We start from the raw sequence: 13,901 nt of genomic DNA, 5'->3' as shown, positions 1-13,901 counted from the left end.
GCGCGGCGGGACGGCGCGACCGGACAGCGCGCGGGGCGGGGCGCGAGGGCCGAAGATCGTCACGGCGCGCCGAAATGATCCCTAAGGGGAAATTGTCCGATTAGCGCGTATCGTCGGCCCATGCCCACGCCATACGGATCCCGCGGCGGCATGGCGTTCAGCGCGGACGAGCTGCGTGTGCTCCGCCGTGCCCTTGCCGTCGCCCTCCACCCTGCCCCCCTCCAGGACGAGGACGTCCAGGACTGCCTGCGCCTGGCCGAGTCCGTGGACGAGGCGGTGCGCGAGGCGGGCCGGCTGCGCGCCTTCCTCCTCGCCGACCTGGCCCGCTACCGCGAGGCGCTGCCGGGGTCCCTCGGCGGCTACCTGGAGCTCCTCCGGGAGGCGCTGACCGCGGGCTACGACCCCGCCGCCGACGACCTCGCCGCCCTGCGGGCCCTGCGCCGCAACCCGGCCGCGGCCGAGCTGCTGGCCCGTTGCCAGGTCCTCGCCGAGCGCTCCGTACGCGCGCGCCTGGCCCGGGTCTCCCAGGCCACCGCCCCGCCCGCCGCCCTGGCGCCCTCGCGGGCCCGCCTGCTCGCCCTGCCCGGCGGTCGCGCGGCGGCCGACGAGCCCAAGCCGAAGCCGCCGGCCCCGACCGAGCGCCCGGTTCCGAAGCCGTCCGAGGTCTTCCCGCCACGCCGACGCCCCGTTCCCCCGCCCCCGCCCGAGGAGCGGGCCGCCGGATAGCTACTCTGGACGGCATGGACTACGTTTCCGCGCTCCTGCCCCCGGTCGTGATGGCCGCGTTCTTCATCGCCCTCGTCACCGTGATCGTCAAGAGCCAGGGCGGCCCGAACAAGGCCAAGGAGGACGCGGCCGTGGACGCCGCCCTCGCCCGCGCCGAGGCCGCCCGCCAGGCGGAGGGCTCCTGAGGGTCCAGGGCTCGTACAACAGTTCCGAGGGTGCGCGACCGCTTCCGGTCGTGCACCCTTTTTGTCGTTCCTGAGCGGCAATAGCCGTTTACTGTGCTTTCTCCCACTAGGGTGGCCTGGTGCCCCGCCGCCTGGGAGAACTCGAAGACGCGGTCATGACGCGTGTCTGGCAATGGAACCGCCCGGTCACCGTCCGGGAAGTCCTGGAGGACCTTCAGCAGGAACGGTCCATCGCCTACACCACCGTCATGACCGTCATGGACAATCTCCATCAGAAGGGCTGGGTCCGCCGCGAGGTCGAAGGCCGCGCCTATCGATATACGGCGGTCTCCACCCGCGCCGCCTACTCCGCCGCGCTGATGAACGAGGCCTGGGGACAGAGTGACAACCCCGCCGCCGCACTCGTCGCCTTCTTCGGCATGATGTCGCCGGAACAGCGCGAGTCGCTGAACGACGCCATCCGGATCGTGCAGCGCGACAACCCGATCCCCACCGCCCCGCGCGAGGCCCAGGGTGAGGAAGGGACGCCCCGCCCGTAGCGATAGCGTCCCCCCATGTCGACCTCCGCCAAAGCCGTCTCCGTACGCAGGGCCCGCACCAGCGATGTGGCCGCGGTCCGCCGTCTCGTCGATCCTTTCGTGCAGCGCGGCATCCTGCTCGACAAGGCGACCGTGACCCTTTACGAGTCCATCCAGGAGTTCTGGGTCGCGGAACGCGACGAGGACGCCACCGTCGTCGCCTGCGGGGCACTCCACGTGATGTGGGAAGACCTCGCCGAAGTCCGTACTCTCGCCGTCGCTCCCGAGTTCAAGGGAGCCGGCGTCGGACATCAGGTGCTCGACAAGTTGTTGCACACCGCCCGATGGCTCGGGGTGCGGCGGGTATTCTGCCTGACCTTCGAAGTCGACTTCTTCGCGAAGCACGGCTTCGTCGAGATCGGCGAGACCCCGGTCGACGGAGATGTCTACAGCGAGCTCCTGCGTTCCTATGACGAGGGAGTCGCCGAGTTCCTCGGTCTCGAACGAGTGAAGCCGAACACCTTGGGCAACAGCCGGATGCTTCTGCACCTGTGACGCGGAAGCCCGGGACTCCTCTCGCGGAACCCTATGTCCGAATCGCGCACGTTTCCCGCGTTCCCGGGGTTCTGAACCTCTCCCAGGGGTTTGTGTTTTTCCGGGAAAAGCGGTTTCCTTTCCGCGTACTGCATTTTCGATGAAAGGAAATCCGGTGGCACAGAAGGTTCAGGTCCTTCTTGTCGACGACCTCGACGGCGTCGAGGCGGACGAGACCGTGACGTTCGCGCTGGACGGCAAGACCTACGAGATCGACCTCACCACCGCCAACGCGGAAAAGCTCCGTGGCCTGCTCGAGCCGTACACCGCGGGTGGCCGTCGCACCGGCGGCCGCACCACCGCCGGCCGGGGCAAGGGCCGCGCCGTGGCGACGGGCAGCCAGGACACCGCGAAGATCCGCGCGTGGGCCAAGGAGAACGGCATGAACGTCAACGACCGCGGTCGCGTTCCCGCCGACATCAAGGCTGCCTACGAGGACGCGAACCGCTGAGGCGACAGCTGCTGAGCCGCCCCGCGGGTACCGCGCCCAGCAGCCGCACCCGATGGCACTCCGCCGCGGCGGCGGCCACGAGACGCACCAGGCAGGGGGCGCCCGCAACGCCCCACGGCGCGGCGCGCAGCGCCGGCAGCGAGGGCTCGACCTCGCGACCCGGCACGGGTGGCCGCAGCCACACCGCGGTGCCCGGCGCGCCGGATCCGCCCCACCCCGGGGGAAGGGGTGCGGTCATCCGGCCGTCGGCACCGAGGACCGCGAGGTCCAGCGAGATCCCGCCCCACTCCAGCCAGTCGAGCAGCCCCGGCAGCTCCTCCGCGCTCCCGGCGGCCACGAGCAGCCCCATCCGGGGCCCCACCAGGGCCACCGGCCCGGTGGCCGCGCCCACCCGGCGCAGCACGCCCCGGCCGGCCGCGACGGGCACCTCCAGGACGTCGAAGCACACCCCCGTGGCGAGACCCACCGGCGGACCCGGGACGGTGGCCCAGCCGAGCCCGTCCTCGTACCACCGGGCGATCCCGCCGTCGGCCGGCGAGCGGGGCGGCGGGACGGTGAGGGCCATGCCCGGGGAACTCCCTCGGGGGCGTGCGGGTTACGCCCTCCGGTGACACTCGGTCCCCGGACGAACGCGCAAGGTGTCCGGGATGGGGCGTACGCGTGCATTCGGCAGCGCAAGGGTGTTCGCTGGTAGCGGAGGGAACCGGGGTGCGCCGCATGGAGTGTCCGTCCTTACGGGTAAGACATTCCTAGTGGAGAGGGGCGACCCGCGGGCTTCGGCGTCTCACGTTCGCCATCGGCGTACTCATGGCGCGGGTAACTACTTGGCCTGCGGGAACATCGTCTCGCACCATCGGGTTGGAGCATTTGTCGGCTGTTCGGCAGCAGGTCTCCCCGCTTGAGTGGGGGTGATCCGGACGGATGTCGGCAGTTGGAATGAGCGGTCCCCGCTTGCGGGACTAAGCTGCGGAAGGACAGGGAGGGGATCGACCCCTAACTGACTGACCGCTCTGAGGAGCGATTAACGATGTTCGAGAGGTTCACCGACCGCGCGCGGCGGGTTGTCGTCCTGGCTCAGGAAGAAGCCCGGATGCTCAACCACAACTACATCGGCACCGAGCACATCCTTCTGGGCCTTATCCACGAGGGTGAGGGTGTCGCCGCTAAGGCCCTGGAGAGCCTCGGGATTTCGCTCGAGGCGGTCCGCCAGCAGGTGGAGGAGATCATCGGTCAGGGCCAGCAGGCCCCGTCCGGGCACATCCCCTTCACCCCTCGTGCCAAGAAGGTCCTGGAGCTGTCGCTCCGGGAGGCCCTCCAGCTCGGCCACAACTACATCGGCACCGAGCACATCCTGCTCGGCCTGATCCGCGAGGGCGAGGGCGTCGCCGCCCAGGTCCTCGTGAAGCTGGGCGCCGACCTCAACCGGGTGCGGCAGCAGGTCATCCAGCTGCTCTCCGGCTACCAGGGCAAGGAAGCCGCCACGGCCGGCGGTCCTGCCGAGGGCACCCCCTCGACGTCCCTGGTCCTCGACCAGTTCGGCCGGAACCTCACCCAGGCGGCCCGCGAATCCAAGCTCGACCCGGTCATCGGGCGCGAGAAGGAGATCGAGCGGGTCATGCAGGTGCTGTCCCGCCGCACCAAGAACAACCCGGTCCTCATCGGCGAGCCCGGCGTCGGCAAGACCGCCGTCGTCGAGGGCCTGGCCCAGGCCATCGTCAAGGGCGAGGTGCCCGAGACCCTCAAGGACAAGCACCTCTACACCCTCGACCTCGGCGCGCTGGTCGCCGGCTCCCGCTACCGCGGTGACTTCGAGGAGCGCCTGAAGAAGGTCCTCAAGGAGATCCGCACCCGCGGCGACATCATCCTGTTCATCGACGAGCTCCACACCCTCGTGGGTGCGGGCGCCGCCGAGGGTGCGATCGACGCCGCCAGCATCCTCAAGCCGATGCTGGCCCGCGGTGAGCTCCAGACCATCGGCGCCACCACGCTCGACGAGTACCGGAAGTACCTGGAGAAGGACGCGGCCCTGGAGCGCCGCTTCCAGCCCATCCAGGTCGCCGAGCCGTCGCTGCCGCACACCATCGAGATCCTCAAGGGTCTGCGCGACCGGTACGAGGCCCACCACCGGGTCTCCATCACGGACGAGGCCCTCGTCCAGGCCGCGACCCTGGCCGACCGGTACATCTCGGACCGCTTCCTCCCGGACAAGGCGATCGACCTGATCGACGAGGCCGGCTCCCGGATGCGCATCCGCCGGATGACCGCGCCGCCGGACCTCCGCGAGTTCGACGAGAAGATCGCCGGCGTCCGCCGCGACAAGGAGTCCGCGATCGACTCGCAGGACTTCGAGAAGGCCGCCTCGCTCCGCGACAAGGAGAAGCAGCTCCTCGCCGCGAAGGCCAAGCGGGAGAAGGAGTGGAAGGCCGGCGACATGGACGTCGTCGCCGAGGTCGACGGCGAGCTGATCGCCGAGGTCCTCGCGACCGCCACCGGCATCCCGGTCTTCAAGCTGACTGAGGAGGAGTCCTCGCGTCTGCTCCGCATGGAGGACGAGCTCCACAAGCGCGTCATCGGCCAGAAGGACGCCGTCATCGGCCTCTCCCGGGCCATCCGCCGGACCCGTGCGGGTCTGAAGGACCCGAAGCGCCCCGGTGGCTCGTTCATCTTCGCCGGTCCGTCCGGTGTCGGTAAGACCGAGCTTTCGAAGGCCCTCGCCGAATTCCTCTTCGGCGACGAGGACGCGATGATCTCCCTCGACATGTCGGAGTTCAGCGAGAAGCACACGGTTTCCCGCCTCTTCGGTTCGCCGCCCGGATACGTCGGCTACGAAGAGGGCGGCCAGCTCACCGAGAAGGTGCGCCGCAAGCCGTTCTCCGTCGTCCTCTTCGACGAGGTCGAGAAGGCCCACCCCGATATCTTCAATTCCCTTCTGCAGATCCTGGAGGACGGTCGCCTGACCGACTCCCAGGGCCGGGTCGTGGACTTCAAGAACACGGTCATCATCATGACGACCAACCTCGGGACCAGGGACATCTCGAAGGGCTTCAACCTGGGCTTCGCCGCCCAGGGCGACACGAAGTCCAACTACGAGCGGATGAAGGCCAAGGTCAGCGACGAGCTGAAGCAGCACTTCCGCCCCGAGTTCCTCAACCGTGTGGACGACATCATCGTCTTCCCGCAGCTGACCCAGGACGACATCCTCCAGATCGTCGACCTCATGGTGGGCCGCGTCGACGAGCGCCTCAAGGACCGGGACATGGGCATCGAGCTCTCCCAGTCCGCGAAGGAGCTGCTCGCCAAGAAGGGCTACGACCCCGTCATGGGTGCCCGGCCGCTGCGCCGGACCATCCAGCGCGAGATCGAGGACACGCTCTCGGAGAAGATCCTCTTCGGCGAGCTGCGCCCCGGTCACATCGTGGTCGTGGACACGGAGGGCGAGGGCGACGAGCGCACCTTCACCTTCCGCGGCGAGGAGAAGACGGCCCTGCCGGACGCCCCGCCCATCGAGGCGGCGGGCGGCGCGGGCCCGAACCTGTCCAAGGACGCGTAAGGCTCAGCACCAGAGCCGAAGGGGCGGCCCCGGAACCGATCGGTTCCGGGGCCGCCCCTTTCGTCATGTGCCGATCCGGACGGTCGGGGGGAGGTGCTCGGTGCCGGTGAGGGTGACACCGGCGGCCGAGAAGGCGGCGAGCCGGGGCAGGGCTGCGAGCGGGGAGACGTCCAGCCTGGTCGGGCCGGCGGCGTGCAGGTGCAGGATGCGCAGGTCGGGGAAGTTCCGCGCGAGGCGGTCGAGAGAGGGCGGCAGGCCGTTGAAGCAGACGACGAGCAGTTCGTCGACACCACGCACCCGCACGTCCTCCGGGCAGACGGCGAGGTGGTCGCCGCGGACGGTGAGCACGCGCACGGTCGTCAGCGCGGCGACCTGGTGCCAGCGCGGTTCCGTCACCCGGGTGTCCCACAGCACGAGCCGGCGGAGTCCGGGCCGGTGACGGAGAGCCGCCAGCCCGTCCCCGGGCCAGGCGGTGAAGGACAGGTACTCCAGCGGCCCGGGAGCGGGAAGATCGTCCAGCCGCCAGTCGGCGTCGCTGTGGAGGGTCAGGCTGAGGTGCTCCAGCCGGCTGAGCGAGGCGAGCGCGGTCAGGTCCGGCAGCCTGCCGTACCGCGTCAGGGCCAGGGTGCGCGGGTCGCAGCGGGCCAGCAGGGCGGCCAGCCGCCCGTCCGACACCCCGCGGACGTCGAGCCGCTCGGGCGGGACCGTGAGGCGGAGGATCTCGTCGGCGCGCTCGTCGTCGACGGCGGTGTACTGGAGGCCGTCGGGGGAGACGCGGGCCACGACGGCCTCCGCGTAGGGCCCGGCCTCGAAGCGTCCCCATCCCCACATCAGCTGGGAGCGGACCTTCAGCGCGGGGTGGTCGGCGAACCGGGCCAGGTAGGGGAGGGCCGCGTCCGAGGCGATGTGGGTGCCCGCCGTCACGACCAGCTGGGCCTCCTCGTCGCTCAGCCCCTCCGGCCCCGGCAGCAGGTCGAGGACCAGCCGCCCCACGGCCGCCAGCTCGCGGGCCTCGTCCGGGTTCCGGGGCGGGATCACCTCCGCCGTACGGGCCAGCACCCGCTCCCGTACCTCCGGGGACACCTCCGTCGCGTGGTCCAGGGCCGACGCCGCCAGCAGCACCAGGCGGAGCCCGATCCGGCGGTCCTGCGCCGCGTCCGCCGCCTTCAGCAGCTCCCGCAGGATCTCCGCGTACTCCCGGGGCCGGGCGTGGCCCACGGCCATGCGGATGACGTCCTCCCACTGGTCGTCGGCGGCGTTGCGGACCAGGACGCCGATGTCCCAGTGGTCCACCAGGGCCTTGGCGGCCAGGTGGTCCTGGAAGGTGCGGTGGACGAACTCGACCGTGTCCGTCGTCGGCTCGCGCAGCAGCCCGCTGCGGTGCAGGAGGTGGGTGAAGACCTCGCCCGGGTCGTGCGGCGCGGCCTCCTGGACCGCCGGGACCGCCTCCCGGACGAGCGCCTCCGCGTGGGCCCGGTCCAGCTGGGTGCGGCCGTTCAGCGTCAGCCAGTACGCGAGGCGCTGGATCAGCTGGATCTGCGGAGCCTCGGCGAGGGCGATGCCGGACGGGGCGCCCATGTCCCGCTCGCGGTCGCGGCGCGCGAGGAGCATGGACAGGGCGGCCTCGTAGAGGGCCTTGCGGCCGCGGGGAAGGAAGCCGCGCCGGTCACGGTGGAGGGCACAGACGAGCCCGCACATCAGGGGGTTGGTGGCGAGCTGGGCGACGTGCCCGGTGGTGCGCAGCGCGTCGAGGAGCGGCTGCTCGTACGGCTCCGCCTCCGGCCCGGCGGCCCGATGCCAGCGGCGTACGAAGGTGGCGACCTCGGCGCGGGTCATGGGGGAGAGGGTCAGCTCGGTGAAGCCGTCGGGGGCGAGCCAGTCGTCGCGGACGGCGGTGGTGCGCGAGGTGACGAGCCAGCGGTTGCCCTCGTACGCGTCGAGGAGGCCGCGGATCCAGTCGCGGGCCCGGCCGCGCTCGGCGGGCGGGATCTCGTCGATGCCGTCGACGAGGACGACGGCCCGGCCGGCGGCGAGGACCCGGTCGGCCCAGCCGTCGGGCGGGGTGAGGGGGCAGCCGGCGGCGGACAGGAAGCGGTCGGGGGCGGGGAGCCGTTCGCCGTGGCGGGTGAGGGTGCGCAGGGGGAGGACGAAGGGGACGCGGCCGCGGAGGTACCCCATGCCGGCCGGGCTCCCCTCCGTGGCGGCCGAGACCGTCAGCCACTGGACGAGGGTCGTCTTGCCGGAGCCCGCGAGGCCGCGCAGCAGGACCCGGTCGTGGCGGGCGAGGGCGAGGTCGGCGCGGAGGGCCTGCTCGGGGTGGCCGGGGTGCCCGGTTCCGTCGGGCAGGCCGGGGCCGGGCGCCGCGCCGGTCGCTTCGAGGGAGAGGTAGGCGAGGTCCAGCGGCCACCGGTCCGGCGAGTGGTGCAGGTCGATGCCGTGGATGGTGAGCCGGCCGTGCTTCTTGGTGAGGTGGGCCAGGTATCTGCGCTCGAAGTCCGCGTCCCGGACGTCCGGGTGCGGGACGCGGGCGGTGAGCGCGTCGAGCTTCGTGCCGAGTTCCGCCTGGCCGCGGGTCTGCTCCACGAGGGTGCGGGGGACGAAGGCGGAGCGCTGGGTGAAGAACTCCAGGATGTGGCGGCAGGCCAGCTCGGTGACGGCGTCGAGGAAGAGGACGGACGCCTCCGCGAGCCCGTCCGGGGCCGGGGCGGCGCCGCGCAGCCGGCGGGCGAGGGCCCGGTGGCCGAGGTGGACGGCCTGGGCGTCGTCCATGTCGAGGTCGCCGAGGGCGAGGAGGGTCGTCGCGAGGGTGCCGGTGACGGCCTCGGTCTCGTCGGCGGGGAAGGGCGGCTCGCCGCCGCCGGCCCGGGCCCGTGCGACGAGGGTTCCGGCGAGCTTGCGGACGTCCCGTTCGGTGAGGGTGCGCCTCTCGCCGCGGAAGGAGACCAGGGAGGAGAGCCGGATCGTGCCGGACGGGCCGGTGAGACCTGCCCCTGGACCGTCGCTGACCAGCAGTTTCCTCAGCAGTGGGCCGATCGCGGCCGAGGCGAGGCGGGTGCCGATGAGCGCCGGTTCCATGTGTGTCCCCCCGTGGAGTCCCGAAGCGGTCAGCGTAGTGCGGGACGGGGTTCCGGGCGGCTCGGTCGCGTGACCCAGGTCCCATCGGGGACGGGGCGCTGGTGACAAGGCGCACAGGCGTTTTGGAGGGTACTAGGCGGCATAGTGCTCGGCATCGAGGGTGAATCAGGACGTTTAGGGATCAACTGCCGGGACTTTGGTCCCGAGGGGCCCGAACCGGGCGCCGGGCCACGATTCGGGCACTTCACTCCCCCCTCGATGTGCGGATAAACCGTGTCGGCGAGGTTGTTTTGTCCGATTTCGTGACGTCGTCCGTCGGGCGTCAAGGGCCGCATTCCCCTGGAGATCGCTACGACGTGATGTCGTAGATGGGGTGTTTTGGGATGGGCTGGGGCTCGGGTTACCAAGGTGGAGCAAGCCCGGCGCAGCGACCGTTCGCGTCGGGTCCCGTACTTCCCGGAGGTTTTCCCCCGTATGTCGAAGCGCGTCATGAACCCCGCCGCCCGTGTCACCGCCGTTGCTCTCGTCACCGCGGGTCTGGGAGCGTCGCTGGTGGCCGGAGCAGGGTCCGCCTTCGCCGCCGAGGGCAAGGCCGCGGCCCCGGTCACGCTGACCGCGTCCGCCGCCGTCGCCGCCCAGGCCGACGCCCAGGCCCACGTCGCCGCCCAGGTGAAGGCCGCCGTCGCCAAGGCCGCCGCCGTGAAGGCCACGCCCGTGAAGGCCGTCAAGAAGGCGACCCCCGCGTGGGTCAAGCCGGTCGCCGCCTACACCCTCAGCGCCAGCTTCAACCAGGGCGGCGCCATGTGGGCCCACAAGCACTCCGGCCAGGACTTCGCCGTCCCGGTCGGCACCCCGGTCAAGGCCGCGGCCACCGGCACCGTCGTGAAGGCCGGTCCGAACGGCGGCGGCGACGGCCCCGCGTACGGCAACGCGATCGTCGTCCGTCACGCCAACGGCACGTACTCGCAGTACGCCCACCTGTCGAAGATCCAGGTCCACATCGGCCAGAAGGTCGGCGCCGGCCAGAAGATCGCCCTCTCGGGCAACACCGGCAACTCCTCCGGCCCCCACCTGCACTTCGAGATCCGCACGACCCCGAACTACGGCTCCGCCGTCAACCCGATGGCGTTCCTGCGCTCGCACGGCGTCGGCGTCTGACGCACCCGGTCGTATCAGGCTCGCTGGGCCTGCTCGATCAGATCGAGGGCGACCTCGAGGACGGCTTCCTGCTTCTCCTCGGGGTCGCCCTCGACGTTCTCCATGAAGAAGGTCCCCGCGTGCAGCGCGAAGATCGCGCTCACGGAGCGGACCTTGTCCTTCATCGGCGCCTCGGGCTCCTGGATGAACTGGTTGAGCGCGATGAAGCGCTCCTTGAAGGTGAGCCCGATGCTCAGGTCGCGCACGGTCGCCTGGTTCTCGTGCATGAAGCGGAAGAGGGGGGCCGCCGCGAGCAGGGCCTTCTGGTAGCGGCGCAGGATCTCCTGCTTCGTCTCCAGGGTGCGCGGCTGCTCGGCGGCCCAGGCGACCAGGTCGTCGATCGGGCGCGCCAGGTCCTGGAAGATCCCGATGATGATGTCTTCCTTGGTCTTGAAGTGGTAGTAGAGCGCGGCCTTCGTGACGTCCAGCCGCTCCGCGATCTCGCGCAGCGAGGTCTTCTCGTAGCCCTGCTCGGCGAAGAGTTCGAGAGCCACGTCCTGGATGCGCTGGCGGGTGTTGCCTCGGGCCATGGCTGCTCTCCACTTTCCAGAAAACTTACTTGACGCCCGGCTAGTTACCGGCCTACCTTCCTCAGTGTAGTAACTAGCCGGGCGGCAGGTAAGGGATCGAGATGGCGACGAAACACGACGTTAAGGCAGCAGAGGGGGAGGCTGTGGACCCGCAGCCGCGCAGCGTACGCGTCGTCCTCCTCGCCCTCATGATCGCGATGCTGCTCGCGATGCTGGACAACATGATCATCGGCACCGCGATGCCGACGATCGTCGGCGAGCTCGGCGGCCTGGAGCACCTCTCCTGGGTCGTCACCGCCTACACCCTGGCCACCGCGGCCTCCACGCCCCTGTGGGGCAAGCTCGGCGACATGTTCGGCCGCAAGGGCGTCTTCCTGACGTCCATCGTGATCTTCCTGATCGGCTCGGCGCTCAGCGGCATGGCCCAGGACATGGGCCAGCTCATCGGCTTCCGCACCATCCAGGGCCTCGGCGCCGGTGGCCTCATGGTCGGCGTCATGGCGATCATCGGCGACCTGATCCCGCCCCGCGAGCGCGGCAAGTACCAGGGCATGATGGCCGGCGTCATGGCCCTCGCCATGATCGGCGGCCCCCTCGTCGGCGGCACCATCACCGACCACTGGGGCTGGCGCTGGTCCTTCTACATCAACCTGCCGCTCGGCATCGTCGCCCTCGCCATGGTCACCACCGTCCTGCACCTGCCGAGGAAGCAGCGCGCCACGGGCACCCGGATCGACTTCCTCGGCGCCGCGCTGCTGACCGCCGGCATCACCGCGATCGTCCTCGTCACCACCTGGGGCGGCACGGAGTACGCCTGGGGCTCGGCCACCATCGTCGGCCTCGCGGTCGGCGGCGCCCTCGCGCTCGCCGCGTTCCTCTACGTCGAGACCCGCGCCAGTGACCCGATCATGCCGCTGCACATCTTCCGCAGCCGCAACTTCACCCTGATGTCCCTGATCGGCTTCATCACCGGCTTCGTGATGTTCGGCGCGGTCCTCTACCTGCCGATCTTCCAGCAGTCCGTCCAGGGCGCCTCGGCCACCAACTCCGGCCTGCTGCTCCTGCCCATGCTGCTGTCGATGATGGTCGTGTCGCTGCTCGTCGGCCGCTTCACCACCAGCACCGGCAAGTACAAGGTCTTCCCCATCGCGGGCGGCGCGCTCATGGTGGCCGGACTCTTCCTGCTCTCCACCATGGACACCGGCACCTCGCGCCTGGTCTCCGGCGTCTGGATGGCCGTCCTCGGCGCCGGCATGGGCTTCCTCATGCAGATCACCATGCTGGTCGCCCAGAACAGCGTGGAGATGAAGGACATGGGCGTCGCCTCCTCCTCCACCACCCTCTTCCGGACCCTCGGCTCCTCCTTCGGCGTCGCGATCATGGGCGCGCTCTTCACCAGCCGCGTCCAGGACGAGATGGCCTCCCGGGGCGGCGGCGGACTCACCGAGCGGACCGCCCAGCTCGACGCGGCCAGCCTCGCCAAGCTGCCGGCCGCGCTGCGCGAGGCCTACCAGCACGCGGTCGCCTCCGGCACCCACAGCGCCTTCCTGGTCGCCTCGGCCGTCGCCGTCCTCGGCTTCGTCCTCGCCTTCTTCGTCAAGGAGGTGGCGCTCCGCGGCGCCGGACCGGCCGCCGCCCCCCAGGCGGAGTCCGGCGACACCGCGAAGGTCGCCGAGACGGTCTGATCATCCGTACGACGGTGGGGCCGGTCCTTTCCAGGACCGGCCCCACCGTCGTTCACTCCGCCGGCCGCAGCACCGGGAAGCTGCCCGTGGCCGTCGGCGCGTGATCCGGCAGCCACAGCACCGCGATCGCGCCGCCCACCCCGCCGGGCGCGCCCTCCGAGGCCACGTTCCGGAAGGTCAGCCGGGCACCCAGCACCCGCGCCTGGCCCGCCGCGATCGTCAGGCCCAGGCCGTGGCCCTGGCCCGCGCGGTCGCTCGTCCCCGTACGGAACCGGCTCGGGCCCTCCTTGAGGAGCGCCTCCGGGAAACCGGGACCGTGGTCACGGACCCGGACCACCCGGCCCTCCACGGTGACCTCGACCGGTGGCTTGCCGTGCTTGGCCGCGTTCGCGAGGAGATTGCCCAGGACGCGCTCCAGACGGCGCGGATCGGTGTTCACCCAGGACTCGTGCACCACCCGGACGACGACCTCCGGATCCAGGGCCCGCACCCGCCGCTCCACGAACTCGCCGAGCGCGATCTCCTGGAGCTCGGCCCGCTCCGACGCACTGTCCAGCCGGGCCACCTCCAGGACGTCCTCGACCAGCGTCCGCATGGCCTGCGCCCGGTCCCGCACCAGCTCGGTCGGCCGCCCCGGCGGCAGCAGCTCGGCCGCCGTCAGCAGCCCGGTCACGGGCGTGCGCAGCTCGTGCGCGATGTCCGCCGTGACCCGGCGCTCGGCCTCGATCCGCTCGTTCAGGGCGTCCGTCAGCGCGTCCACCGCCCAGGCCAGGTCGTCCGTCTCGTCCCGTACGACTCCGCCGACGGCCTCCCGCACCCGCACGTCCGTGTTGCCCTGGGCCACGCGGCCGGCCGCGACGGCCGCCTTCCGCAGCCGCCGCGACAGCCCGCCGCCGATGAGCACGCCCAGCGCGCAGCCGCCGAAGACCACCGACACCGAGCCGATGACCAGCGCCCGGTCCAGATCGCTCATGATCGTCGCGCTGCGGTCGGCGAAGGGGATGTGCAGCGACAGCACGTCGCCGTTCGCGAGCGGAACGGCCGCCCACACGTCCGGCGGCCCGCCGTGCCGGTGCTCCTGCACGAAGGTCCCGCGCCGCTTGTCCCGCATCAGCTGGTCGAGCTGGTCCGGCAGCGACGGATCGTTGATCTTCGTGCCGAAGCGCGGCTCCTTCGGCTTCGACGTCTCGTACATCCGCTGGGCGAAGAGCAGCCGCTCCATCTGCACCTCGCGCGCGTTGTCGAGCATCGAGATGCGCGCGGCGTTGTGGACGACGATGCTCAGGGTGACCGCGATGAGCGCGCCGACCGCCGCGATGGCGACGGCGATCTTCCACCGGACCCCGGTCCGCAGGGGGAGCGGCCTCACCGGCACGGACCCGTCTCACGG

12 protein-coding genes are annotated in these 13,901 nt (G+C 71.1%); 8 read left to right on the top strand and 4 right to left on the bottom strand.

The annotated features are described in order from the left end of the window. Window positions 1-150: 150 nt before the first annotated feature. From ACFYXU_RS28360 to ACFYXU_RS28340, 5 genes are all read left to right on the top strand, one after another. Complete coding sequence (locus ACFYXU_RS28360; RefSeq protein WP_376509938.1) at window positions 151-726, top strand: hypothetical protein; 576 nt, start codon at window positions 151-153, stop codon at window positions 724-726. Between the two features lie 14 nt (window positions 727-740). Then, complete coding sequence (locus ACFYXU_RS28355; RefSeq protein ID WP_329854664.1) at window positions 741-911, top strand: hypothetical protein; 171 nt, start codon at window positions 741-743, stop codon at window positions 909-911. Between the two features lie 119 nt (window positions 912-1,030). Then, the gene (locus ACFYXU_RS28350; RefSeq protein WP_329854663.1) at window positions 1,031-1,450 is read left to right on the top strand and encodes a BlaI/MecI/CopY family transcriptional regulator; all 420 of its coding nucleotides are present in this window, start codon (window positions 1,031-1,033) and stop codon (window positions 1,448-1,450) included. A gap of 15 nt (window positions 1,451-1,465) precedes the next feature. Next, complete coding sequence (locus ACFYXU_RS28345; protein ID WP_329854662.1) at window positions 1,466-1,984, top strand: amino-acid N-acetyltransferase; 519 nt, start codon at window positions 1,466-1,468, stop codon at window positions 1,982-1,984. A 154-nt stretch (window positions 1,985-2,138) separates the two neighbouring features. Further along, the gene (locus tag ACFYXU_RS28340; protein ID WP_329854660.1) at window positions 2,139-2,474 is read left to right on the top strand and encodes an Lsr2 family protein; all 336 of its coding nucleotides are present in this window, start codon (window positions 2,139-2,141) and stop codon (window positions 2,472-2,474) included. On the opposite strand, the gene ACFYXU_RS28335 is transcribed toward ACFYXU_RS28340, so the two are convergent. Next, window positions 2,443-3,039: an SCO3374 family protein gene (locus ACFYXU_RS28335; RefSeq protein ID WP_389460602.1), complete on the bottom strand. Its 597-nt coding sequence runs from the start codon at window positions 3,037-3,039 to the stop codon at window positions 2,443-2,445. The two genes, ACFYXU_RS28340 and ACFYXU_RS28335, sit on opposite strands and share 32 nt — an antisense overlap. 462 nt (window positions 3,040-3,501) lie before the next feature. Here ACFYXU_RS28335 and ACFYXU_RS28330 point away from each other — a divergent pair, with 462 nt between their 5' ends. Continuing rightward, window positions 3,502-6,024, top strand: a complete 2,523-nt coding sequence (locus ACFYXU_RS28330) for an ATP-dependent Clp protease ATP-binding subunit (RefSeq protein WP_329854656.1) — start codon at window positions 3,502-3,504, stop codon at window positions 6,022-6,024. A 63-nt stretch (window positions 6,025-6,087) separates the two neighbouring features. On the opposite strand, the gene ACFYXU_RS28325 is transcribed toward ACFYXU_RS28330, so the two are convergent. Next, a complete protein-coding gene (locus ACFYXU_RS28325; protein ID WP_389460600.1) occupies window positions 6,088-9,099 on the bottom strand; it encodes an NACHT domain-containing protein in 3,012 nt (1,003 codons plus the stop codon). Window positions 9,100-9,573: 474 nt separating this feature from the next. On the opposite strand from ACFYXU_RS28325, the gene ACFYXU_RS28320 reads away from it, so the two are divergent. Beyond that, the gene (locus ACFYXU_RS28320) at window positions 9,574-10,257 is read left to right on the top strand and encodes a M23 family metallopeptidase (protein WP_376515210.1); all 684 of its coding nucleotides are present in this window, start codon (window positions 9,574-9,576) and stop codon (window positions 10,255-10,257) included. Between the two features lie 14 nt (window positions 10,258-10,271). Here the strand turns inward: ACFYXU_RS28320 and ACFYXU_RS28315 are convergent, their stop codons facing one another. Beyond that, the gene (locus ACFYXU_RS28315; protein WP_329854652.1) at window positions 10,272-10,826 is read right to left on the bottom strand and encodes a helix-turn-helix domain-containing protein; all 555 of its coding nucleotides are present in this window, start codon (window positions 10,824-10,826) and stop codon (window positions 10,272-10,274) included. Between the two features lie 101 nt (window positions 10,827-10,927). Between ACFYXU_RS28315 and ACFYXU_RS28310 the strand changes: the two genes are divergently transcribed. Further along, complete coding sequence (locus ACFYXU_RS28310; RefSeq protein WP_361405644.1) at window positions 10,928-12,511, top strand: MDR family MFS transporter; 1,584 nt, start codon at window positions 10,928-10,930, stop codon at window positions 12,509-12,511. A gap of 52 nt (window positions 12,512-12,563) precedes the next feature. On the opposite strand, the gene cseC is transcribed toward ACFYXU_RS28310, so the two are convergent. Further along, window positions 12,564-13,880, bottom strand: a complete 1,317-nt coding sequence (gene cseC / locus ACFYXU_RS28305) for a two-component system sensor histidine kinase CseC (RefSeq protein WP_361405647.1) — start codon at window positions 13,878-13,880, stop codon at window positions 12,564-12,566. Between the last annotated feature and the right edge of the window lie 21 nt (window positions 13,881-13,901).

The sequence above is a fragment of the Streptomyces sp. NPDC002232 genome, from assembly GCF_042890295.1.
GTDB lineage: Bacteria > Actinomycetota > Actinomycetes > Streptomycetales > Streptomycetaceae > Streptomyces.
Note: the sequence above shows the minus strand (reverse complement) of the source record. Positions and strands in the feature narration are given on the sequence as shown.